This window comes from Xanthomonas chitinilytica, from assembly GCF_026107455.2.
GTDB lineage: Bacteria > Pseudomonadota > Gammaproteobacteria > Xanthomonadales > Xanthomonadaceae > Stenotrophomonas > Stenotrophomonas chitinilytica.
On sequence record NZ_JAPCHY010000003.1, the window covers coordinates 143,820 to 167,470 of the forward strand.

A 23,651-nucleotide genomic window follows, 5' to 3' on the forward strand; every position below is an offset into this window, starting at 1 on the left:
GGTTCTTCGTAGGAGCGATGTCAGTCGCGACCGGGGCTTTCTCGGAGAACGCCCCGGTCGCGACTGATGGCCCGAGGCCACCCAGCGTCGCTCCTGCAACTGAGGTCAGATGTGTCGTTGGCTTTCGTAGCGGGCGATGGCGTCGGCGCGGCCGAGCAGCCAGCCCAGCTGGTCCACGCCCTCCAGCAGGCAGGTTTGCGAGAACCCGTCCAGCGGGAAGGAATACGCGTGGCCATCAGGCGTGCGCAGTTCGCGCGCGGCCACGTCGATGGTCAGCTCGTCGTCCGGGCGCTGCATCAGTTCCTGCACGTCGGCCTCGTCCAGCACGATCGGCAGCAGTCCGTTCTTCAGCGAATTGCCGCGGAAAATGTCGGCGATCTCGCTGCTCACGATGGCGCGCAGGCCCAGGTCGGTCAGCGCCCACGGCGCATGCTCGCGCGAGGAGCCGCAGCCGAAGTTGCGCCCGGCCAGCAGGATGGCGCGGCCCTGGTTGTGCGGCTGGTTGAAGGCGAATTCCGGGTTCGGCGCGCCGTCGGCCTGCCAGCGCCAGTCGTTGAAGGCGTGCTTGCCCAGGCCGGCGCGCTCGGTGGTGGACAGGAACCGTGCCGGGATGATCTGGTCGGTGTCGATGTTGGTCTGGCGCAGCACCACGCTGCGCGAGCTCAGGGTGCGGAACCCGGCCATCAGGCCACCTCCTTGTCGAACAGTTCGCGCGGATCGCTGACCTTGCCGTTCACCGCCGCCCAGGCCGCGGTCATCGGCGAGGCCAGCAGCGTGCGCGAGCCCGGCCCCTGCCGGCCCTCGAAGTTGCGGTTGCTGGTGCTCACCGCCAGTTGCCCCGGCGCGACCAGGTCCCCGTTCATGGCGATGCACATCGAACAGCCCGGCTCGCGCCACTCGGCGCCGGCGGCGCGCACGACCTCGTGGATGCCCTCGGCCTCGGCCTCGCGCTTGACGATCTCCGACCCGGGTACCACCAGCATGCGCACGCCGGTGGCGACGTGGCGGCCGCGCAGCACCTGCGCCACCTCGCGCATGTCGCTCAGGCGGCCGTTGGTGCAGGAGCCGACGAACACCACGTCCACCGGGGTGCCGGCCAGCGCATGGCCGGCCTGGAAATGCATGTAGTCCAGTCCCTTTTGCGCGGCGGCGTCGTTGGCGGCCGGGATCGGCGCGTCAACGGCAATGGCCGTGCCCGGGTGGGTGCCCCAGGTCAGGGTCGGGCGGATGTCGGCGGCGTCGATGCGCACCTCGACGTCGAAGCGCGCGCCCTCGTCGCTGCGCAGCGTCTGCCAGTACGCAACGGCCTTGTCGAAGTCGGCGCCCTTGGGGCCGCGCGGGGTCCTGGCCACCCAGTCGAAGGTGACCTGGTCGGGCGCCACCATGCCGGCGCGGGCACCGGCCTCGATGCTCATGTTGCACAGGGTCATGCGCTGCTCCATGTCCATCGCCGCGATGGTGGAGCCGCGGTATTCGATGACGTGGCCGGTGCCGCCGTTGACCCCGATCACGCCGATGATGTGCAGCACCACGTCCTTGGCGCCGACGCCCGGCGCCAGTTCGCCATCGACGGTGATCGCCATGGTCCTGGCCTTGCGCTGCAGCAGGCACTGGGTGGCCAGCACGTGGCCGACCTCGCTGGTGCCGATGCCGAACGCCAGCGCGCCGAAGGCGCCGTGGGTGGAGGTGTGGCTGTCGCCGCAGACGATGGTCATGCCCGGCTGGGTGAAGCCCTGCTCGGGGGCGATGACGTGGACGATGCCGCGGCTGCTCGAGGCCATGTCGAACAGCTCGATGCCGTATTCGGCGCAGTTGCGCGCCAGCATCTCCACCTGCGCCTCGGACGCCTTGCTCGCGTACGGCAGCTTGCCGTCGGCGCTGGGCGGCAGGGTCGGGGTGGAGTGGTCCATGGTCGCCTTGGTGCGGTCCGGGCGACGTGGCTTGAGGCCGCGCCCGCGCAGCTCGGTGAACGCCTGCGGCGAGGTGACCTCGTGGATCAGGTGCAGGTCGATGTACAGCACCGCCGGGGCGCTGTCGCTTTCGGGCACGACCAGGTGGGCGTCCCACAGCTTGTCGTACAGGGTTTTCGGGGTGGTGCTGCTCATCGTTTCTTCCGTCGCTGTGGCTGCCGCGCTCAGGCGGTGGCGTAGATCTCTTTCTCGCTGCGGTCGCGCTGGCGCAGCAGCCGGTTGGCCACGTCCAGCCAGGCCAGCGCGCTGGCCTCGATGATGTCGCGGCTGGTGCCGGTGCCCTCGTACTCGCCATCGCCGTGGCGCACGCTCAGGTTGGCCTCGCCGCGCGCGTCGGCGCCGATGCCGACGCTGTGCACGTGGTAGCTGTCCAGCGTCAGCTGCACGCCGGTGGCGGCGGCCAGCGCGGCGAACAGCGCGTCCACCGGGCCGTCGCCCTGCGCGGTCTCGCAGACGCGGTTGCCTTCCGGGTCGGACAGCTCGACCAGCGCGTTGGCGCGGTTGCCGACGTCGCTGATGGTCATCGACGCCAGCCGGTAGCCGTCGCTGACCGAGGTGTCCTGCATCAGCGACTGCAGGTCGGCGTCGGTGACCACGCGCTGCTCCTCGCACAATGCCTTGAACTGCTCGAACACCAGCTTCAGCTCCTCCTCCTCCAGCCAGTAGCCCAGCGCCCGCAGCCGCTGCTCCACCGCGGCGCGGCCGCTGTGGCGGCCCAGCACCATCTGCGAGGACTCCCAGCCCACGTCCTCCGGCCGCATGATCTCGTAGGTGCCGCGGTGGCGCAGCATGCCGTGCTGGTGGATGCCCGACTCGTGGGCGAAGGCGTTGGCGCCGACCACCGCCTTGTTGCGTTGTACCGGCATGCCCACCAGCCGCTGCAGCAGCTGCGAGGTGGGGACGATGCGCGGGGTGTTGATGCCGCTGTCGAACTCGTAGAAGGCGTTGCGCACCTTCAGCGCCATCGTGATCTCCTCCAGCGCGCAGTTGCCGGCGCGCTCGCCGATGCCGTTGATGGTGCACTCGATCTGGCGGGCGCCGGCCTCGGCCGCGGCCAGCGAGTTGGCCACCGCCAGCCCCAGGTCGTTGTGGCAGTGCGCGCTGAAGACCACCTTGTCGGCGCCGGAGACATCGGACACGCCGGCGATCACGCGCCGGAACAGGTCGCCGATCTCCTGCGGGGTGGTGAAGCCGACGGTATCGGGCAGGTTGATGGTGGTGGCGCCGGCGGCGATCGCGGTGCGCGCCACCTCGATCAGGTAGTCGACCTCGGTGCGGGTCGCGTCCTCGGCGGAGAACTCCACGTCGTCGATGTAGCTGCGGGCCAGCGCCACGTGCTTGCGTACCGACTCCAGCACCTGTTCCTTGCTCATGCGCAGCTTGTGCTCGCGGTGCAGCGGGCTGGTGGACAGGAACACGTGCAGGCGCGGCCGGGCGGCCGCTTCCAGCGCGCGCGCCGAGATTTCGATATCGGTGGGCAGGCAGCGCGACAGCACCGCCAGCACCGGTTGCCGCAGTTCGCGCGCGATCAGCGCCATGGCCTCGCGGTCGGACTGCGAACTGGCCGGGAAGCCGGTCTCGATCACGTCCACGCCCAGCTCGGCCAGGGCGCGGGCCATCACCAGCTTCTGCGGCGGGGTCATGCTGCAGCCGGGGGATTGCTCGCCGTCGCGCAGGGTGGTGTCGAAGATGGTAATTCGCGGGGTAATGGCAGTTGGAGTATTCACCAGAGGGTCTCCTCGACAGCGGTAGCGGTGACGGGCAGGGGGCTTGCAGGGGAAGCGGAAGCGGGGACAGAGGCGGAGCGGGCGGGACGGTTGCGAAGTCGTTCGCTGCCGCGCCGACGCGGCTTGCGCGGCGGCCGCGGCCGCACCTCGGACAGCAGCGTGGCCAGCACCGAGGCGTCGATGTTGCCGCCGGACACCACCGCGCACTTGCGCTTGCCGGCGACGCGGCGGCCGGCCGCCAGCGCCAGCGCGCCGGCGCCCTCGGCGATCACGTGTTCCTCCAGCGCCAGCCGCACCAGGGTCTCGCGCAGTTCGGCCTCGCGCACGATCACCACCTCGTCGAGCAGGCTGGTGCACAGGCGGCGGGTGATGAAGCCGGGGATCTTGACCTTGACGCCGTCGGCCAGGGTCGGCACCGGCGCGATCTCGCGCAGGTCGCCGCGGATGGCGCGGGCCATCGAATCGACGCCCTCGACCTGGGAGCCGACCACGCGCACGCCCTGCGACTTCAGCGCCAGCGCCACGCCCGCGGCCAGGCCACCGCCGCCGATCGGCACGATCACCACGTCCGGCGCGTGCGCGGCGATCTCGATGCCGACCGTGCCCTGGCCGGCGATCACGTCCGGGTCGTCGAACGCGGACAGGAAGCGGTAGCCGTTGTGCTCGGCCAGCTCGCGGGCGAAGGCGTAGGCCTCGTCGTAGCTGTTGCCGTGCTGGCGCACGGTGGCGCCCCAGTGGGCGACGCCGGCGATCTTGGTGGCCGGCGCGCCGTGCGGCATCACGGTGATGGCCTGCACGCCGAGCCGGTAGGCCGACCAGGCCACGCCCTGGGCGTGGTTGCCGGCCGAGGCGCAGATCACCGGGCGTTCGTCGCCGCGCTCCAGCGCGGCCAGCAGCGCGTTGAGCGCGCCGCGCACCTTGTAGGAACCGGTGCGCTGCAGGTTCTCCAGCTTCAGCCACACGCCGAAGCGCTCGGCATAGTGCAGCGGGGTCGGGGTCAGGAAGCGCCGCAGCCGCGCCTGCGCGGCCAGCACGTCGGCGACGTCGACGCCGGGTACGGCTACGTCCGGATCCTGGGCGGTGGCGCGGCCGGATTCAGGCATCGCGGCGTGGCCATGCGCAGGCGGCGGCGACGGCCGCAGGCGACAGGCAGTGGCAGCCCCCATCGCCTCGAAGAAGACGCCTCCGGGCCGGCGCCCTGCGGGCGCGGGCGGTGGCGGTGCGGACGAGCGGATTCATGGCGCCGCTCCGGCGGCTTCGACCGCGGTGATGCGTACCGACTCGCAGTCGTGCACCTTCTCCAGCTGGCGGCACAGCGTTTCCGGCGGTCGCCCGCCGGAAACCAGCAGCTGCAGGTGCCAGCGGCCGGCGTCGCCGGCATCGGGCGCGCCGGAGATGGCGCAGGGCGCGAAGCCGCGGCGTTCGGCCATGCCGATCACGCGCAGCAGCGCGCCCTCGACGGGCTTCAGCACCAGGTCAAGCCGGTATTGCATTGGGAGTCTCCTGCTGGCGATGGGCCGGGTTGCTGTCCAGCATGGTGCTGTTGGCGTTGTTGGGCGGCACCAGCGGCCAGACGTTGGCGCGCGCGTCGATGGCCACGTGCAGCAGCGCCGGCCCGGGCGCCGCCAGCATCCGCGCCAGCCCGTCCTCGACCTCGCTGCGCGCGGTGATGCGGTGCGCGGGAATGCCGAACACCTGCGCCAGCGCGGCGAAGTCGGGATTGTCGGACAGGTCGATCTCGCTGTAGCGCTCGGCGAAGAACAGCTCCTGCCACTGCCGGACCATGCCCAGCGAGCTGTTGTCCAGCAGCACGATCTTCACCGGCAGCCGGCAGCGGGCGATGGTGGCCAGCTCCTGCACGTTCATCATGAAGCTGCCGTCGCCGGAGACCAGCACCACGGTGCGCTCGGGGCAGGCGAACTGCGCGCCCATCGCCGCCGGCAGGCCGAAGCCCATGGTGCCCAGCGCGCCGCTGGTCAGGTGGTTGCGCGGGTGGTTGAAGCGGCAGTGCTGGGCCACCCACATCTGATGCTGGCCGACGTCGCAGGCGATGATGCTGTCGGCCGGCGCCACCTCGCTCAGCCGCTTGAGCAGGGCCGGGGCGTAGATGTCGCTGCCGGGGGCGTCGTAGCGCGCGCCGAAGCGCTCGCGGTTGCCGGCGCAGCGCTTGCGCCAGGCATCGCAGTGGCTGGCGGCGTTGCGCAGCGCGCGCAGGCCGTCGCGCACGTTGCCGGGAATGGCGATGTCGGCCGTGCGCAGCTTGGAGATCTCGTAGGCGTCGGCATCCAGGTGGACGATGCGCGCGAACGGCGCGAACTCGGCCAGCTTGCCGGTGGCGCGGTCGTCGAAGCGCGCGCCGACCACCACCAGCAGGTCCGATTCCTGCACCGCCATGTTGGCCGCGCGGGTGCCGTGCATGCCCAGCATGCCCAGCAGCTGCGGATGCCCGGCCGGCAGCGCGCCCAGGCCGCGCAGGGTCAGCACGGTGGGAATCCCGCTGGCCTCGACGAACTGGCGGAACTCCTCCACCGCTTCGCCCAGGGCGATGCCGCCGCCGCCGTAGACCACCGGCTTCTCCGCCGCGGCGATGGCCTCGATCGCCTCGGCCAGCCTGCGCGCGTCCGGCGCCGGCACCGGATCGACCGCCGCCGGCACGTGCGCCGGCAGGTGCGAGGCGTCGGCCACCTGCACGTCCTTGGGCAGGTCGATCAGCACCGGGCCGGGGCGGCCTTCGCGGGCGATGCGGAACGCCTCGCGCACCACTTCCGGCAGCTGCTCGACGCTGCGTACCAGGTAGCTGTGCTTGACGATCGGCATGGTCATGCCGAACACGTCCAGTTCCTGGAACGCGTCGGTGCCCAGCAGCGGCGTGCCCACCTGGCCGGTCAGGCAGACCATCGGCACCGAGTCCAGCATCGCGTCGGCGATGCCGGTCACCAGGTTGGAGGCGCCGGGGCCGGAGGTGGCCACGCATACGCCGACCTTGCCGCTGGCACGGGCGTAGCCGTTGGCGGCCAGCGCCGCGCCCTGCTCGTGGCGCACCAGGATGTGCTTGAGGGTGGAATCCACCAATGCGTCGTAGAACGGCATGATGGTGCCGCCCGGATAGCCGAACAGCGTTTCCACGCCTTCGGCCTCCAGGGCCTGCGTCAACCAGCGTGCGCCGTTGCGGGGCGCGCTGTGTGCGGAGGTGTTCATGCGATGCGACCTTTTGCCATGGCGGGTGGGGGGAGCCGCGGTTACGCGTTCTGGCTCTGCAGCCAGACCATCTTGGCGCGCAGTTCCTTGCCCACTTTCTCGATCGGATGCTCCAGGTCGGCCTGCTTGAAGCGGTTGTAGTTCGGCAGTCCGGCTTCGTACTCGGCCACCCAGTTCCTGGTGAAGGTGCCGTCCTGGATGTCGGTCAGCACTTCCTTCATGCGCGCCTTGGTGCCGGCGTCGATCACCCGCGGGCCGCTGACGTAGTCGCCGTACTGCGCGGTCTCGGACACGAACTCCAGCATGCGGGTGATGCCGCCCTCGTAGAACAGGTCGACGATCAGCTTCAGCTCGTGCAGCACCTCGTAGTAGGCGATCTCCGGCTGGTAGCCGGCTTCCACCAGCGTCTCGAAACCGGCCTGCACCAGCGCCGAGGCGCCGCCGCACAGCACCGCCTGCTCGCCGAACAGGTCGGTCTCGGTCTCTTCCTTGAAGGTGGTCTGGATCAGGTTGGCGCGGGCGCCGCCCAGGCCGGCGGCGTAGGCCAGCGCCAGCTGCTCGGCCTTGCCGCTGCGGTCCTGGTACACCGCCCAGATGCACGGCACGCCGCGGCCGATCTCGTACTCGCGGCGCACCAGCGCGCCCGGGCCCTTCGGCGCCACCAGCACCACGTCCAGGTCGTCGCGCGGGGCGATCATGCCGTAATGCACGTTCAGGCCGTGCGCGAACAACAGGCAGGCGCCGGGCTTCATGTTCGGCGCCAGCACGTCCTCGTACAGCTTCTTCTGCACCATGTCCGGGGTGAGCACCGCCACCAGGTCGGCGTCCTTCACCGCCTCGGCCGGCGAGACGACGGTGAAGCCGTCGGCCTTGGCCTTGACCTCGGTGGGGCCGCCGGCGCGCAGGCCGATGACGACGTCGAAACCGGATTCGCGCAGGTTCAGCGCATGCGCGCGGCCCTGGCTGCCGTAGCCGACGACGGCGATCTTGATCTGGGGCAGGTCATTGGTGCTCATGATGCGGAGTTCCTTGCAGTGGAAAGAAAAACGGCCGTCGCGTCAGGACGCGGCGGCCGTGCGGGGGCGGGAGGGCACCATGCGGGCGGATGCGGAGCGGCAGGCTTCGCATCGGGAGGATTTCTGCGTGGTGGCGTGTGGAGGATTCATGGTTTCAGATGAAATCGAAGCTGGAAACGAAAAACCCCGCACCGGGGCCGGTGCGGGGTTCTGATCGAATCTGGCTGTTTTCTACTTACGCGCCAGCTCGTCCCGCACCTGTGGGTTCGGTAATAAGGACGAGTACGAGAAGCGAACGGCCCGATGCCGCGCCGCCGATGGGCGCGTGCGGGAGATCGCTGGAATGTGTGTGGCGCTGCAACATGCGGACGAGATAACCATGGCGCTTTTGCCGCTGTCAACCCGCATGCGCGAAAAATCTCCAGCGGCGTCGGCGCGGCGGCGGAAACCCGCATCGCAGCAGGATGGTTGCGCTTGAAATCGATGCGCTGCGCGCACGCGACGACGGTGGGATGCCGCCGGTTGCGCGGAAATCGTGCTTTCCTGCGGCCGCATCCGGGGCATCTCCGGGGCATCGGAGCGGTCGCGGGGCACGTGCCATAATCCGTGCGGGGATTCCTCTCTACCTGTCCGATACCGGCATGACGCCGGCCCTTTGCGTGCGAGCGACATGGAACAGGATCACGACAACCCTGACACCGGGCCGGCCCGGGCCGGCCTGGATCCGGTCGACGGGGCATCGTGGCCGTGGCCGGTTGCCGAGGGCGGCGACCCGCGATTGCCGGCCGCGATCTACGAGATGCTGCGCGAGATGGCCGCCGCGCGGATGGCGGCGCGGCAGGGCGATGTGCTGCTGCAGCCGACGGTACTGGTCAACGAAGCGCTGTCGCGGATGCTGGGCAGCGGCGCCGGTTATCGCGATCGCGTGCATTTCTTCGCCCTGGCGGCATTGAAGATGCGGGCGGTGCTGGTCGACTACGCACGCGCCAGCGTGGCCGACAAGCGTGGCGGCGGCAGCGTGGCGCTGACGCTGTCGCATGTGGAGTGCGATGCGGGAGGCAGCCAGACACAGGAGTACCGGGTGCTGTCGCTGCATCGTGCGCTGGAGCGCTTTGCCGCCTGCGACCCGCGCGCCGCGCGTAGCGTCGAGCTGTCCTATTTCGGCGGCATGACCCGCGACGAGATCGCCACCGTGCTGGAAGTATCGGTGCCGACCGTGGATCGCGACCTGCGTATCGCCAAGGCATGGTTGAGACGCGAGCTGGAGTCGGGCACGGAGGCGGAGTGATCGCGGCAGCGCCGCCGCGTTCCGCCCGATGCAACCCGGATTTCCTTCCCGGCGGAGGAATCCGCGCCGGCGGATGATAGGAATCCGCCGCTTTCTACGGTTTACCCCTTGGATGCCGCATTGCCGGAGGTCCGTCGATCCGATCCTGGGGGAATGCATGAATCGTCTGGTCATCTGTCGAGGCTGGGGACGTGGTCGGTCCCGCTGCAGTCGTCATCTGTCGTTGCGGGGCCGGCGGTGAGCGCCTGGCCGGGCGCCAGGCCGCCGCGGATATGCCTGATGGGAACCCGCCGCCTGGGAAGCGGCGAACGGCCGCGGAAGCTGCTGTACCGCAAGGGGTGGGCGCTTCTGGCCTACCTGGCGGTGGAGCGGCGGCGGCATTCGCGCGTGCGGCTGGCGGAGATGCTGTGGCCGGAGCTGGGAAACACCGCGGCGCTGACCAACCTGCGGCAGGTGCTGTCCGACCTCAAGCGGGCGATGAAGGGCGCAGTCGGCGATGGCGTGCTGCTGATCGACCGCGAATCCGTCCGCCTGTGTCCGGCGGCCTCGCAGGGCGTGTTCGACATCGACCTGCTCGACGTCGGCAACGCGGGTGCCGACCCCGGAGGCGCGTGGACGTGGCTGGCCGATGCCGGGGAACTGCTGGAAGACCTGTCGCTGGAGCACTGCGACGAATTCTGCGAATGGCTGACCGGCATGCGGACCTGGAGTGCGCAGCGGCTGTTGGCGGTGCTGGAGCGCGGGAAGGACGAGGCGGCCGCGGCGGGCGACTGGGATACCGCGATCCGGCTGGCGCGCCGCCTGGTGGCGCTGGATCCCTGGAACGAAGCGCAGCAGCGCGGATTGATGCGCCTGTATCTGGAACTGGGCGAACCGGGCATGGCGCTGGACTGCTACCACGCGCTGGAAGGCAGCCTCAAGGGCGAACTGGGGGTGGAGCCGCAACTGGCGACCCGGGCAATGGCCCTGGAAATCAGGCGGCATGCGCAAGTGGTCGCCGCGGCACCGGTGTACGGACGGTGGCCGGCCGCATCGCCGCCGATGCGGGGACTGCTGCGGGCCTAGCCGGTTCGCAGGCCGGCCAGGCCGCGCCCGTCCGCGGACCGCGCGCCGCCGGCCCGGCATGCCGATGCGGTGCGGCCGCAAGCGGGCATCTCAGGGAGCCGTCGCGGCAGGGTAGTGGAAGTCCTTCGCGACCGCGCGCGTGTCCGGGTCGGGGAACCCGCCCAGCATGTCGGCGCGGCGCGCATCGGCAACGATCTCGTCCTCCAGCTTCTGCGCCTCCACCGGGAATCGTGCGGCGAACTGGTCGCGGTACTGCTCGGCCGAGGCCAGGTGGCTGTCGGCCGCGCCCTTGGCGACGCCGGCGGCGATGACGCTGCCCACCGCGGTGCCGATGCTGCCGCTGGCGATGGCCGCGCGCCAGTTCCAGCCGCCATAGGTCTCGAAGATCTCGGCGATGGTGTCCAGGGTCTGGGCGGTGGTGTTGATGAGCTCGGCGGTGGCATCGATGATCGCCACCGTGGCGTTCATGCTCTCGGCCCGGCCCAGCTCGACCATGATGTCCAGCTGCGTCTTGTGGTTGTGCATGGCCGGGGTGGTCAGGCGCGCGGCCACGGCGATGTTGGCGTGCGCATGGAGGGCCGGGCCGTAGTGGTCGCCGCAGCGCAGCCGTGTCCACAACTGGTCGATGCCGACGGCCAGCACCTTGTCCCGATAGTCCTCCGTGCCGCCGCCGGGGCGACGCGGCGACTGGAAGGCGAGGGACGCGGCGTCGTGCGAGGGCGCGAGCGGGTCGGTGATCGCCAGCGCATAGGCGACGTTGCCGGCGATTTCCCCGGGGGCCAGTTCGCGCCGGGTATGCACGTACTGCGTGCTGGGCGGCAGCAGCGCCGCGTTGCGGACGGCATCGCAGAAATCCACGCTGTTCAGGTGCAGCTGCGGTGCCTGGGTGCAATCGGGCGCGCCTTCGGGCAGGTGGTCGCAGTTGTCCCAACCGCGCACGACATGCGCCGGGGAGAACTGCGGCGAGTTGATGCTGACCTGCAGCGACAGGGCCTGGTCCTGCAGGGAGGCCAGATCGGCGTCCACGGGCGTGCTGGTATCCACCACCCGGTTGCCCGTCGGATCCCATCCGGCCAGGGTGACGCTCTCGCCGCGGCGGCGCAGGACACCGTAGCGTATGCGTGCGGCGCGCGCGTCCGGCAACCCCAGCGTGATGTAGGGCAGGGTGCCCACGGCGCCGCCGGCACAGTCCTCGCGGCCGTCGTGGTTGGTGTCCGGGCAGGGCAGGCGCGACTGGATCGCGGTGAAGCCCATCAGCGCGTCGTCGGCGCGCTGCAGCAGGTCGCGCTGGGCCACCTGGCTGCGCTCGTGGGATGCGGTGCCCAGCCAGCGTGCCAACAGGATGCCGATGATGCCCAGGATGACCAGCGCGACGGTCAGTTCGACCAGCGAGAAGCCACGCTGCCGCGGCCGGGCGCTGGCGCGGGAGGGGGACGGCGTCATTGGTTCACTCCTGCACTGTCCAGCTGGAGGGTGGTGTCGCGGGCGTTCGCGTAAAGCGCCTTGACCTTGTCGCGGAAGGCGGTGACGAGGTCGTGGTTGCGGCGCGCGTCAGCCACGCCCCGGGTGGCTTCGGTCAGCGAGTCCTCAGCCGACTTCAGTTCCTTGCCGGCGTCGTAGATCGACTTGATCGAGGTGGCCAGCTGCTTGGCGCCGGCGGTGATGGTCACGCCGTCCGGCGGCCAGCCGGAGGCCATCATGGTGATGGCGATGGCCTCGTTGGTGATGGCCTCGGCCAGGGCGTAGATCGCAAGGTCGCGGGCGACCTTGGCCTGGCTCTGCACGGTCAGGGCGATGTTGATGTCGAACTCGCGGAAGTCGCGGTTGAATTCGGTCATGAGCAGGGCGCTGTGGGCGGCATAGGCGCCCTGTGCGCTGCCCTGGGCACGGCCGAGCCGGTCGGGGCAGGACAGCCGCGTGGCCAGTTCGCCGGGACCGGCGGCCAGCGTGGCGAGCGCGTTGGTGTCGCCAGCCCCGGGCAGCTGTTGTGCCGATTCGTTCCACTGCTCCTGGGCGTCGGCCAGGCCGTGGCCGGCCAGGCCGGAATGGCCCAGGTAATAGGCCACGGGCATGCCCAGCCCGGCCATGGCCACGTTGCCGCGCTGGTTGAGCAGCAGGCGCATGCAGAAATCCAGCGTGTTGACGGCCGGGCCGGGCTGGTCGGCGGGGGGCAGCACCGGGCTGAACAGATCGCCGGGCGATGCGATCAGGCTTGGCTCGGCCTGGTAGCGGATGCGCATGCGCGAGGGCAGGCCCAGGTCGGTCACCGGCAGCCACGGGCCGGTGCTGCCGGCATCGGCGCGGCCATCGCCGTCGCTGTCGGCCGCCGGCAGGCGTCCCTGGCTGCGCATGTAGCCGAGCAGGGCCTGTTCGGCCTGCGCCAGTTCCTGCTGCTGCCGTTCGGCGTCGAGTATCTGGTTGCCCAGGGGCAGCAGGGTGAACAGCAGCACGGTGAGCAGGGCGGCGATGGCCAGGCTCACCGCCAGCTCCACCAGCGACCAGCCGTGCTGGCGGTTGCGGGAGGATCGGACGCTCACGGCCGCGCTTCCAGTGCCTGCGGACCGGTCGAACCGCGGGCATCGGCGCGCTCGAGCGCCGGCTCCGCGCCGAAGCCCATCGCGATGGTGCTGCCGCCGGAGGGGGCGCCGGCTTCCTGCAGTTGCTCGTATTCCTTCTTCAGTTTTTCGAACTGGGCCAGGGTGTCCTCGTAGTTCTTCCTGGCGTTGTCGGCACCGACCTTGGCCCGGCGCCAGTCCTCGAAGGCCCGGCTGTAGGGATAACGCTGGCAGTACAGACCGATCCGGTAGGTCTCGCCCCACTGGATGCTGCCAGGCCACCACCAGGCCGTCCCGTTCCACTGCCGGCCGACGAAGAATGCGCACACTTCCTTGTCCAGCAGCTGCAGGTCGCCGGTGACCAGCAGCGGTGCCGATCCGCTGCCGCCATAGGGTTCGCGGGCGTACCAGGGCAGGCTGCGGGTGCGGTCCTCCCACTTCTCGGTCGGCGGGTCGGTTTCCTCGTCGATCACCTTGACCTGGTAGGTCTCGATGATCTGCGACCGCTTCCATTCGTAGCGGAGGGGGTTGCCGTCCTTGTCCTCGATGGCTTCGATGGCGTATTCGAACCAATCGGGCGGATAGGCCACATACGGCGAGGGCAGGTTGCCGTATGCGCTGGCGGCATCGCTGCGCCTTTGCGCCAACCCGGTCTGCTCGCGCTTGAGCTCGTCGATCCGGCTCTGCATGTTGGGCTTGCAGGTGGCGAGCGGATTCGTGTCGCGGACCAGCCTGGGCACGGTCCTGCCGTTCTCCACGACGTAGACCGGCTTGCCGTCCTCGCCGATTTCCGGGGTCATGCACTGCTCGATGTAGATCACCGCCTGCGAGGCATTGGTGCATTTCTGCTCGGTCATCTCGGTACGCGGGCTGGCGCCGCAGTGCTGGGCGTCGTCGCGCTGCTTCTTCATGCCGGCGAGGATCGAGCCGTCGCCCTGGAACCAGGTGTCGAAGTTCTCCTGGAACTGCTTGATCTCGCGCTTGAGTTCCTCCTCGCGCAGGTTCAGGTCGGTCCACTCCTCGGCTTTCTTGCGGCGGGCGATGGCGTCGGCGACGGCCACGTCCCAGTCGAACTCGTAGCGGATTTTCGGCCTGCGGTCGTAGGCGCCGGCGGGCCGGGTCACGTCGACATCGTCGATCTTCACCGTCTCGGTGCCGACATGCACGCAGTCGTCGCCGCGCTTGTCGTACTCGCCCCGGTTGTCGCCGAGGTGGAGGCATTCCCATTCCTGGATCGCTTTCCGGTAACGGCTGGGGCAGTTCTGCCAGTCGCTGCCGTTGCAGGTCTGCCGGGCGTCGATGCGCTCGCGGATGCGACCGTTCTCCAGCAGCGTGTTGCCGTCGCCGGCGACGCCCAGGCCCCATGGTGCCAGCCGTTCCTGCTCCAGCAGGTCGACCTGCTGCTGCAGGGTGTCCCATTCCTGCCTGGCGATCCGGGTCTGCTCCTCCAGCCCCTTGCGCGGCACGACGGTCTCGGACTCCACTTCGTAGAGCGGATTGCCATTGCTGTCGTGGAGCGGTTTGCCGTCCTCGCCCAGCTTCGGTATCGGATTGCCGTTCTTGTCCTTCTTGTAGACCACCTGGCGGTCTTCCTCGTCCTCGCAGTTGCGGGCGTAGAGGGTGCATTCCATCTGCTTGCGTGCCTGGTCCAGGTCCATGGCCGGTGGAACGGCGGCCTTGCGCGCGAGATCGCGCGCCTTGATCGATGCATCCAGCGCCTGGGCGACGAAGGGCAGGGCGGCGGCCTTCTGTGCCAGGGTCACGCCTTTTTCGCCGAGCGCCACGATCGAGGTCACCACCGCGGCGGCCTTCAACGGCACTTCCCAGCAGGTGGCGCCCAGCGACGCGATGCAGGTGGCGATGGCGCGGGTCAGGCTCACCGCCGAAGTCACCAGCGTGGTGATCTGGTCGGACAGGCTGGCAGCGGTGGTCACCAGTTTGAAAATCAGCGAGATCTGCGCGGCGGTGGCGCTGCGCACCGCCGCTTCGGTGGCATCCACGTTGGTGGCCTGCAGCAGCGCGAGGCTGTCGTGCAGGGTGACGGCCGCGGCCAGCACGTCCATGCCGGCCAGCGAGACGTTGTACGGCCCGGCGCCGGCGGTGGCCGCCGCCAGGGCATTGGTGGAGAAGGGGGCGGTGATGGATTGCGCCGCGGCCGTCGGGCCGGCCAGGTCGGCCAGCAGGCGACAGCCCAGCATCTGGCCGACACCGTCGAAGGTACGTACCCGTACGCGGTCGTCGTAGCCGGAATCCCATTCGCGCCAGGGCGCTTCCAGGCTGGCGGCAACGCCGGTATTGCCGTCGTCCATGCGCGAGGACCCGGCCTGCGGGCCGGCGGCGGCGATGCCATAGGCGACGTTGCGCGGCACGCCGCCCTGGGCATCGACCCGGGCCAGTTTCCGATCGGTGCCGCCGGCTTCGGCCAGTTCCAGCGAGCGGCACAGGTCCAGGCCGTTGATGGCGGCGAACGGACGGCGGCTGGTTTCCTCGCCCTCGTCGTTCCTGGTCACGATCTCGCGCGCGCTGCCGTCGATCAGCGGCGGCTGGTAGGCGTTGCCGGGGGCGGTGAGGTCCAGGTGGGCGGCATCGTCGGGGTCGGCCAGGACCAGGTCGGCGGTCTCGTCGCCGCGGTAGACCATGTAGGCCACCGGACCGACCGGCATGCCGTTGCCGGAGGCGCCGAGCAGGGTGCGCAGCGGCAGCCAGCCCTTGACGTGCCCGGGGCTGCAGTCCTCCACCCCGTGCAGGGTCTGCGAAGGACAGGGCAGGCGTGCGTTGGCCGAAGCGAAGGCGGCGATCGCCTCGTCCGCCCAGCGCAGGGTGCGTTCCTGGGCGACGGCCTGGGCCGGCGCCCGTTTGGACTGCAGGAGCACGGCGCCGGCGGCCAGCGCCGCGCCGACCAGCAGCAGGATCAGCATGACCTGCACCAGGCCGATGCCGGATTGCGCGCCGGGCAGGCGGCGGGAGGGGAGCGGATGCGCGGTCGGGGATGGCGGGTTCATGACGGATGTCCTGAAGCGGCGGGTCTCGCGGTGCGGCTGGTTCACTGGTTCATCCGGACATAGCCGGTCATGACGGCGACCTGGGCATCGGGCCGGTTGCCGCCGGTGAAGTCCTGGGTGTCGTCACGGCTCCACGGATTCGCCGGCGGCGGGTTGCCGATGGCGGCGGTCTGGTTGTGGCGGCCCTGTTCGCGCATGCGGCCGAAGCGGGCGTCGATGCGGCCGTCGATGCGCGCGTCGAGCTGGTTGGCCAGCTCCGGGGTCAGGCCCTTGAGCACCATCACGTTGCGCACGCGGCCGCGGTAACCGCTGCCGGCTTCCGGCTCCGCCCAGTCGAGCACGGTATCGAAACAGACCTGCAGCTGCTGCGGATTGCCCTGGCTGTCGCGGTAGACGTAGAAGGATTCCATGCCCTCCGCGCGCCCCTGCGGCAGGGACACGCCGCGCTCGAGCATGGCCCTGCGCAGCGCCGGGTCGCCGGTGCCGTCGCACAGCTCGCGGCCGTTGCGGTCGCTGCGGCCGTTGATCCGGCCGCTGGGGTTGGCCGGGTCGTCGTTGGGTACGAGCCCGCTCTGCTGCGCGTAGCGGTCGTAGGCGATCATCCAGCCCTGCACGAACTCGCTGCCGATGCGCTCGGCCTCGGCGCTGCGGTACACGTCGCGGCCGATGCTGACCGCGCCGATGATCAGCGCGATCACCACCAGCACCACCGACATCTCGACGATGGTGAAACCGGGCGCGGGGGCGGGTAGGGAGCGGGAAGGGCGGGGCATTGCGGAGTCCTCAGAACTGCGGGGAGGCGATGGCCTGCTTGACCAGGTCGTACACGGGCAGCAGCAGCGCCACGATCAGGAACACGAACATGCCGCCGGCCAGCAGCACCACGACCGGCTTGATGATTTCGGACAGGTTGGTGATCAGCCGCTGCAGGCGCAGGCTGTACTCGGCCGACAGGCGCGCGAACTGCGAGTCGAGCGTGCCGGTTTCCTCGCCGACGCCGATCATGCGCACCATCATCGACGGGAAGCCGCCGACCTGGCGCATGGCCGAGGACACGCGGTCGCCGCGCTCGAGCACCTGGCGGATGGCGATGATGCGGTCGCGGTAGTACTCGTCGCGCATGGCCTGTTCCATGACCTGCAGGCTGCTGACCATGTCCACGCCGGCGCGGATCAGCAGCGACATGTACTCGGTGAAGAACGCCAGTCCCGAGGAGTACATGATGGTCCGGGCGATCGGCAGCCTGTGCAGGGCGTAGTGGGTCATGCGCCGGAACGCGCGGCTGTAGCGCCAGCTCACCCACAGCACGAAGGCCAGCAGCAGCATCGCGCCGAGGATCAAGCCGATGTGGCCGATCAGCCATTCGGAGCCCTTCATCACCGCGATGGTCAGCGGCGGCAGCTTGGCGTTCATCTGCTTGAACAGGTCGGCCAGGTTCGGGATCACGTAGTAGATCCAGAAACCGCCGGCGGCGAAGATCGCCGAGAACACGAAGGCCGGGTAGATCAGCGCCTGGCGGGTGTCGGCGGTCATCTTGGCGATGCGCTCGATGTGGTCGGCCGCCTCCATCAGCATCTTGTCCATGGTGCCGGTCTCGTCGCCGATCATCACCAGGTTGCGCACCGTCTCGGGGAACGCGTCGGGGTAGCGCGAGAACGCGTCGCTGAGCGAGGCGCCGGCATCCAGTTCCTCCAGCATGCGCCGGGCCAGCTTGGCCGGGTTCGAGGTGCGCCCGCCGCCGACCTCGTTGGCCACCGCGCGCAGCGCCTCCATGATCGGAATGCCGCTGGAGGTCATCACCGCCAGGTCGCGCAGCATGCCCGCCAGTTCCACCGAACGTATGCTGGGCTTGACCAGGTGGCTGATGGAGCGCTGGGTCTCGGCCAGCCAGCCGGGAAAGCGGTACAGCGTCAGCACCACCGCATCGAAGTTCTTCTCCAGCCACATCCGCGCCGAGGAGTCGTGCTCGACCGACAGCTGGGTGATGCCGGCGCGCACGCGGCCGCTGGAGAGCAGCAGACGGTAGTAGTAGACGTTCATGGCGCCGGCCCCACGCCGGCCACGCGCATGATCTCCTCGCTGGTGGTCTGGCCGGCGATGACCCGCGCCCTGGCCACGTCCTCGATGCCGCGGAAGCCGGCGCTCATGGCCAGGTTGCGCAGCGCCTCGCGGCCGACGTCGTCGGCGATGCCGTTGGCCAGCGCTTCGTCCACCACCATGATGTCGTAGACCGGCAGGCGGCCGTGGAAACCGCTGCCGCGGCAACGGTCGCAGCCGCTGCCGCGCTTGCCGCAGCTGCCGGCGGGCAGGTCCAGCCATGCCAGCTCGCGCTCGCTGAAGGGCGCTTCCTGCACGCAGAAGGGACAGTTCTGGCGGACCAGGCGCTGGTTGACAACGGCCAGCAGGTTGTCGGCGATGACCTGCGCCTCCACGCCCAGCGGGCGCAGCCGCGGTACCACGCCGAACACGCTGGTCACGTGCAGGGTGGACAGCACCAGGTGGCCGGTGGCGGCCGCTTCCAGCGCCGCCTGCGCGGTCTCGGCATCGCGCATTTCGCCCAGCAGGATCACGTCAGGATCGTGGCGCAGGAAATGGCGCAGGGCCGAGCCGAACTCGTAGCCGGCGCGGCGGTTGACCTCGGTCTGGCCGGCGCCGGGCACGCGGTACTCGATCGGGTCCTCCACCGTGAGCACGTTGCGTTCGATCAGCGACTGCATGCGCAGCGCGGCGTGCAGCGAGGAGCTCTTGCCCGAACCGGTGGGACCGGTGATCAGGATCAGCCCTGCGGGGCGCGCGAACAGGCGCTCCAGCGCAGCCACGTCCTCGTCGAAGAAGCCCAGCTCCTTCAGCCCGTCCAGGTCGCTGTGCTCGGGCAGCAGGCGCATCACCGTGCGCTCGCCAGCGTCGGTGATGATGGTCGACACGCGCACGGTCAGCGCCGAATCCAGCACCGTGGCGCGGAAGCTGCCGTCCTGCGGCCGGCGCTGTTCGGAGATGTCCATCTCCGCGGCCAGCTTGATGTAGCCCAGCAGGCGGTTGAGCGTGGTGGGCATGGCGAACATCGGCCGCAGCACGCCGTCGACGCGGAACAGCACGTGCAGGCTATCGTCCGAGGGCGACAGGTGGATGTCGGTGGTGCGCTCGCGCACCGCGTAGTGCAGCAGGTAGTCGAGCAGCTTCTCGGGGCTGTAGGCGTGGTCGTTGTCCACCGACAGCCGCTTGATCTCGCGTTCGAGCAGGCTTTCGACCGGGTTCTGCGCGAAGTAGTAGGTGTGGCGGATCAGCCGCGCCACCTTGCCGTACTCGCCCTGCAGGAAGCGGCAGCGCAGGCCGCAGCGCTGCAGCACCAGCTGTTCCACCGCCGGCGGATCGGCATCGCCGAGCAGCACTTCCAGGGCGTCGCCGACGCGGCGCAGCGGCAGGAACTGGCGCAGCTGGCACAGTTCGCGGTTGAACATCGCCAGTACCTGCGATTCGGCATGCGGCAGGGTGTCGACCTGCACGTAGTCGATGCCGTTCATCTCGGCCAGCACCTGCACGATGTCCGACTCGTTGGCCAGGCCATGCCGGATCAGGATGCGGCCCAGGCGCTGTTTCTCCACCTCGTTCTTCTGCAATGCGTACTGCAGCTGGGTGGCATCGATCAGGCCGCGTTCCAGCAGCCGCTCGCCGAGGCGCGAACCGTCCTTCTGTGCGGCGGTCTGGGGAGCGGAGCGGGTGGGGATGGGGTCAACCGTGGCCATGGTGTTGCGTTTCCGGGGCAGTGGGGCGGCCGGCACCGGAGCGCGCGGCCAGCAGGGTGTCGAGCAGGAGCAGGGTGGCGGGATCGGGCCGGCCGCTGGCCGGCAGGCCGTTGCGCTCCTGCAGGCGTTGCAGTGCCGCGTGCATGCGCGGGCCGTACAGGCCGTCCAGTGCGCCGTCGTAGAGGTCGTGGTCGAGCAGCAGCGCCTGCACCGCCTGCAGGCGCCCGCGATCGCTGTGTCCGGCCAGGAAGTCTTCCGCGCGCAGGCCGGCGCGCCAGCCAGCCAGCCAGCCGTCGCCCTGGCGGCGCAGGCACAGGCCTTCGCGCGAGGGCAGGCGCGCGAGCAGCGATCCGCTTATCGGCTGCACCTGCAGCGGTTGACCGGCCAGGCGCTGCAGGCAGCGGCTCCATTGCCGGTTGGCGTCGTCCGTTGCGGCGGCGGCTGCGGCTGCGGCGGTGGGTGGCGTGGCGACGCGATCGTCGGCACGCGAGTCGGTGCCGCGCACGACCAGGGCGAGCGAGGACATGGCCAGCACGCCGGCCAGCGATGCGGCCAGTGCCAGCGGCAGTCGCGGGCGCGGTCGTGGCTGCGCACCGGCTTCGGCAGCGGCGGTGCGGACCAGCGCCGGATCGATCGCGCGGGCGTCGGCGGCGCGCCCGTACAGGCCGTACAGGCAGCGGTCCATGATCAGGTGGATGCGACGCGGATTGCCGCCGCTGGCGCGGTGCAGGGCCTGCGCGGCGTCGGCGCGCAGGGTGATGCCGGGGCTGGGGTTGCCGGCCGCGGCTAGGCGGAAGCCGACGTAGCGGTGGACGTCGTCGCTGTCCAGCACGTCGAGCTGCACGTGCTTGCAGATGCGGCTGGTCAGCTGGCGGATGCGCTGCTGGTCCAGGTTCTCGCGCAGTTCCGGTTGCCCGGCCAGCACGATCTGCAGCAGCTTCTCCTGGCCGGTTTCCAGGTTGGTCAGCAGGCGCAGCAGCTCCAGGCTTTCGATGTCCAGGTTCTGGGCGTCGTCGATCATCAGCACGCAGGTGGTCTGCTCGCGCCAGCGCCGCACCAGGAAGCGGTTGAGCTGCTCGATGTCGGCAGCCGGGTTTCCCTGCGGCTCGAGGCCGAAATCGCGCAGCACCGCGGCCAGCAGGTCCGCGCCCTGCAGGAAGGTGTTGAACACCATCGAGGTGACCACGCCCTCGCCTTCCAGCGCCAGCAGCAGGCGGCGCAGGAAGGTGCTCTTGCCGGTGCCGACCTCGCCGGTCAGCAGCACGAAGCCGGCGCGGGTGCGCAGGCAGTGCGCGGCTTCGACCAGGTCGCCTTCCAGCCGCGTGGTCTGGAACCAGGCCGCCGCGTCGGGCGTGGGCGGGAACGGCGCGCGCTCCAGTCCCAGGATCTGCAGGTGGCGGGCGAGGGCCGGATTCATTGCTGCTGGGCATCCAGTTCGGCCAGCGCGCGGCTGACCTGCGGCGCGCGCGGATAGCGGCCGGACAGCCGCACCAGCCGGTGGCGGGCCTGGTCGAGATCGCCGCGGCGCGCATCCAGCAGCGCGATGTTGACGCCGGCGTTCATGTCGTCGGGCACGCGTTCGACGATCTGCCGGTAGAGCTTTTCGGCGGTGGCGGTGTCGTTGCTGCCGTGCGCGACCCAGGCATGCATCCGCAGCAGGGTGAGGCTTTCCGCGGGGAGCTGCGCGTCCAGCCGTGCCAGCGCCTGCCGTGCGGCCTCGAGGTCGTTGCCCGCCATCGCCGCTTCGACGCTGCCGATGGTTCTTTCCACCGTGCCGTCGTCGGCCGCGGCAGCCGGCCTTGCGCGGTCGTGGCCGGCGCCGGTGCGCCGCTCGACCGTGATCTTGATGGGCTGCGGAGCGGCTTCGGCCACGGCAGCTGCCGCCACGGGCGGTGGAGCGGTGGCGGGACGCTCCGGTGCCGCGGCAATGTCCGTGGCGGCGAGCGCGGTTGCGGCAGCGGGAGGCGAGGCCGGTTGCGGTTGCGCCGGTACGGCTTGGGCGGTCGCCGCATCGGTGGTGGCGATGGCTGGCGGCGGTGCGGCCTGCCCGCTCATGGATGCGGCGACGGGAGGCTCGGCGGGGGCATCGGCCGTAGCCGCGGATCCGGCATCGACGGCCGAAGGCTGGACGACGACGGTATCCGGGGCGGCCGCACGCGGGAAACGGGAAGCAACCAGCAGCAGGACGGCGACCGCCAGCAAAGCGGCGGCGGCCAGCAGCACGGCGGTGCGCCCGCGGGCGCACCGCCGCGACCACCAGGACGCGCGCGCCGGCAGGCGGCCGGGCATCGCCGGTCCGGCCTGTTCGCGCAGCGCGTCGTAGATCAGGCTCATATCACCTTCACCCGCAGTACCAGCACCAGTTCGCGGGTGTTCTGCTGCTTGCCGCGCGAGCCGAACAGCTTGCCGAAGGCCGGGACGTCGGACAGGCCGGGAATGCCGCTGTCGCTGAGGCTGGCCTTCTGGTCGATCAGGCCGCCGAGCAGCACGGTGTCGCCGTCGCGCAGGTTGAGCGTGGTGGTGATGCCCTTGACGTTGATGATCGGCAGGGTGACCGCATTGCCGTTGGGGAACTCGCGCAGCGTCAGGCTGCCCGGCTCCACCTCGGTCTGCATCGGATGCACCAGCAGTTCCACCGAGCCGTTCTCGTGCACGATGGGGGCCACGCCGATGACCACGCCGGAGAACAGCGAATCGGTCTGGATGTCGGTGGACTGGTTGTAGGCGGTGCCGCCGCCGGTGTTGGAGAAATTGCTGGTCGACTTGGTGACATAGCGGATGTTGGAGCCGACGCTGAGATAGGCCGGGCTGCCGTTGCGCACGCGCACGCTGGGGTTGGACAGCACCTTGACGTTGCCGAAGGTGCGCAGCGCGTTGAGCGCGGCCGAAAAGGTGTCGGACAGGTAGCTCAGGCCCAGGCCGCGGCCGACGGCCGAGCCCAGGGTCTGGTTGGGGAACACGATGTTGCGGCCCTGGTCGCCGAAGCGGCCGTAGCGGCCATAGGGCAGCACGCTGTCGGCCTCGGGCAGGATGGTGGCCGGGTTGTCGCCGTAGATGCCGGCCACGCGGTTGCGCAGCAGGTTCCAGTCCACGCCGTACTGGAAGTCGTCGTTGAGCGAGACGTCCAGGATCTGCGCTTCCACCAGCACCTGGCGGCGCATCTTCTGGGTGGTGTGGCCGATGAGTTCTTCCACCGCGCGGATCTGCGACGGCCGGGCGCGCACGAACAGGGTGCCGGAGCTCGGGTCCAGGCTGTAGCGGCCCTGCTCGGGCGGCGGCGGGTCGTCGGGGCCGCGTGCGGCCGCGGCGGCATTCTGCTCGGCGCCCAGGATCACCTTCAGCGCGGCATCGAGCTGCTTGTACGGGTCGTTGTCCTTGCCGACGCTGCCGCTCATGGTCAGGGTGCCGCGCAGCGACTGGCCGCCGCCGCCGGCGCTCTGCATGCCCGCGCCGAACACGTCGCCGCCGGTGGACAGGTCGAAGGAGGTGCTGGAGTTGAGCAGGTCCACGTTGAAGATGCGCTCGCGCATCTGCCCGACCACCAGCGCGCCGCCGCGCGTCTCGCCGTGCAGGTCGAAGGCGTCGAGGATGTGGTTGTAGACCTCGCGGGCGCTGACGTTGCGCAGGTGCAGGCTGGTGCGCTGGCGCTGTTCCAGCACCCGCGGGTCGACGATCAGGTTCATCTTCAGCTCGTCGGCCAGCGCCCACAGCAGTTGGCCGACATCGGCATTGAACATGCTGATGCTGACCACGGTGTTCTCCAGCGGGTCGTAGGCCGGAGCCAGCGGGGCGGTCTCGGCCTCGCGTTCCAGCGAACGTTCGATCTGCTCGCGCAGGCGGTCCTGCTGCGCGGAGAGCTTGCTCGATTCCTCGACGATGGCCGCGCCGCTGCGTTCGAGCGCCTTGTATTCGGTCGGGGGGAGTTCCTGCGCGCTGCGCGGCGGCATGTTGCTGCAGGCCGAGAGCGTGAGCACGCCCATCGCGCTGACGAGCGCTCGAACCGCGAAGCGGTGTGGACGCGGGCGGGCGGTGGTGGCGTTGGAGTTCATCGGTTCGGTGCCTTGGGAAGGTGCGATGGAATGGCTGG

Annotated in this window: 19 protein-coding genes; 3 read left to right on the forward strand and 16 right to left on the reverse strand. The window is 70.2% G+C overall.

Translation table 11 applies throughout. The annotated features are described in order from the left end of the window. Positions 1-105 precede the first annotated feature (105 nt). The 7 genes from leuD to ilvC form a co-directional block, all read right to left on the reverse strand. Positions 106-684, reverse strand: coding sequence for a 3-isopropylmalate dehydratase small subunit (gene leuD / locus OK345_RS04580; RefSeq protein ID WP_265126745.1), 579 nt, complete (start codon positions 682-684; stop codon positions 106-108). After that, positions 684-2,105 carry a 3-isopropylmalate dehydratase large subunit gene (gene leuC, locus OK345_RS04585; protein WP_265126746.1) on the reverse strand — a complete coding sequence of 474 codons (1,422 nt, stop codon included), beginning with the start codon at positions 2,103-2,105 and terminating at the stop codon, positions 684-686. The genes leuD and leuC overlap by 1 nt, the downstream gene beginning before the upstream one ends. A 29-nt stretch (positions 2,106-2,134) precedes the next feature. Beyond that, on the reverse strand, positions 2,135-3,697 hold the full coding sequence (locus tag OK345_RS04590) for a 2-isopropylmalate synthase (RefSeq protein WP_265126747.1): 1,563 nt from the start codon (positions 3,695-3,697) through the stop codon (positions 2,135-2,137). Further along, positions 3,694-4,800 (reverse strand): threonine dehydratase, encoded by a 1,107-nt coding sequence (locus OK345_RS04595; RefSeq protein WP_265126748.1) that lies wholly within the window; start codon positions 4,798-4,800, stop codon positions 3,694-3,696. The genes OK345_RS04590 and OK345_RS04595 overlap by 4 nt, the downstream gene beginning before the upstream one ends. Positions 4,801-4,932: 132 nt before the next feature. Further along, entirely contained in the window at positions 4,933-5,190 is a 258-nt protein-coding gene (locus OK345_RS04600; protein ID WP_265126749.1) for an ACT domain-containing protein, read from the reverse strand. Further along, entirely contained in the window at positions 5,174-6,895 is a 1,722-nt protein-coding gene (gene ilvG, locus OK345_RS04605) for an acetolactate synthase 2 catalytic subunit (RefSeq protein WP_265126750.1), read from the reverse strand. The genes OK345_RS04600 and ilvG overlap by 17 nt, the downstream gene beginning before the upstream one ends. A gap of 41 nt (positions 6,896-6,936) precedes the next feature. Continuing rightward, a complete protein-coding gene (gene ilvC, locus OK345_RS04610) occupies positions 6,937-7,911 on the reverse strand; it encodes a ketol-acid reductoisomerase (RefSeq protein ID WP_265126751.1) in 975 nt (324 codons plus the stop codon). A 13-nt stretch (positions 7,912-7,924) separates the two neighbouring features. On the opposite strand from ilvC, the gene OK345_RS04615 reads away from it, so the two are divergent. The 3 genes from OK345_RS04615 (at position 7,925) to OK345_RS04625 (ending at position 10,264) form a co-directional block, all read left to right on the forward strand. Then, positions 7,925-8,125 carry a hypothetical protein gene (locus tag OK345_RS04615; protein ID WP_265126752.1) on the forward strand — a complete coding sequence of 67 codons (201 nt, stop codon included), beginning with the start codon at positions 7,925-7,927 and terminating at the stop codon, positions 8,123-8,125. Positions 8,126-8,581: 456 nt separating this feature from the next. After that, positions 8,582-9,199, forward strand: a complete 618-nt coding sequence (locus OK345_RS04620) for an ECF-type sigma factor (RefSeq protein ID WP_265126753.1) — start codon at positions 8,582-8,584, stop codon at positions 9,197-9,199. A 279-nt stretch (positions 9,200-9,478) separates the two neighbouring features. Next, the gene (locus OK345_RS04625) at positions 9,479-10,264 is read left to right on the forward strand and encodes an AfsR/SARP family transcriptional regulator (RefSeq protein WP_265126754.1); all 786 of its coding nucleotides are present in this window, start codon (positions 9,479-9,481) and stop codon (positions 10,262-10,264) included. 90 nt (positions 10,265-10,354) lie between these two features. Here the strand turns inward: OK345_RS04625 and OK345_RS04630 are convergent, their stop codons facing one another. From OK345_RS04630 to mshL, 9 genes are read right to left on the reverse strand one after another with little or no spacing between them, the layout of a single operon-like run. Next, positions 10,355-11,707 (reverse strand): type II secretion system protein, encoded by a 1,353-nt coding sequence (locus OK345_RS04630; protein WP_265126755.1) that lies wholly within the window; start codon positions 11,705-11,707, stop codon positions 10,355-10,357. Continuing rightward, complete coding sequence (locus tag OK345_RS04635) at positions 11,704-12,801, reverse strand: hypothetical protein (RefSeq protein ID WP_265126756.1); 1,098 nt, start codon at positions 12,799-12,801, stop codon at positions 11,704-11,706. Before OK345_RS04635 ends, OK345_RS04630 begins: the two co-directional genes overlap by 4 nt. Beyond that, positions 12,798-15,821, reverse strand: a complete 3,024-nt coding sequence (locus OK345_RS04640; protein ID WP_265126757.1) for a hypothetical protein — start codon at positions 15,819-15,821, stop codon at positions 12,798-12,800. The genes OK345_RS04635 and OK345_RS04640 overlap by 4 nt, the downstream gene beginning before the upstream one ends. A gap of 41 nt (positions 15,822-15,862) precedes the next feature. After that, positions 15,863-16,594 carry a type II secretion system protein gene (locus OK345_RS04645; protein WP_265126758.1) on the reverse strand — a complete coding sequence of 244 codons (732 nt, stop codon included), beginning with the start codon at positions 16,592-16,594 and terminating at the stop codon, positions 15,863-15,865. Between the two features lie 10 nt (positions 16,595-16,604). Continuing rightward, positions 16,605-17,861 (reverse strand): type II secretion system F family protein, encoded by a 1,257-nt coding sequence (locus OK345_RS04650; protein WP_265126759.1) that lies wholly within the window; start codon positions 17,859-17,861, stop codon positions 16,605-16,607. Next, positions 17,858-19,564 carry a GspE/PulE family protein gene (locus tag OK345_RS04655; RefSeq protein ID WP_265126760.1) on the reverse strand — a complete coding sequence of 569 codons (1,707 nt, stop codon included), beginning with the start codon at positions 19,562-19,564 and terminating at the stop codon, positions 17,858-17,860. The genes OK345_RS04650 and OK345_RS04655 overlap by 4 nt, the downstream gene beginning before the upstream one ends. Next, on the reverse strand, positions 19,551-20,981 hold the full coding sequence (locus OK345_RS04660) for an ExeA family protein (RefSeq protein ID WP_265126761.1): 1,431 nt from the start codon (positions 20,979-20,981) through the stop codon (positions 19,551-19,553). Before OK345_RS04660 ends, OK345_RS04655 begins: the two co-directional genes overlap by 14 nt. After that, positions 20,978-21,898 carry a tetratricopeptide repeat protein gene (locus OK345_RS04665; RefSeq protein WP_265126762.1) on the reverse strand — a complete coding sequence of 307 codons (921 nt, stop codon included), beginning with the start codon at positions 21,896-21,898 and terminating at the stop codon, positions 20,978-20,980. Before OK345_RS04665 ends, OK345_RS04660 begins: the two co-directional genes overlap by 4 nt. Continuing rightward, the gene (gene mshL / locus OK345_RS04670) at positions 21,895-23,613 is read right to left on the reverse strand and encodes a pilus (MSHA type) biogenesis protein MshL (RefSeq protein WP_265126763.1); all 1,719 of its coding nucleotides are present in this window, start codon (positions 23,611-23,613) and stop codon (positions 21,895-21,897) included. The genes OK345_RS04665 and mshL overlap by 4 nt, the downstream gene beginning before the upstream one ends. Positions 23,614-23,651 lie beyond the last annotated feature (38 nt).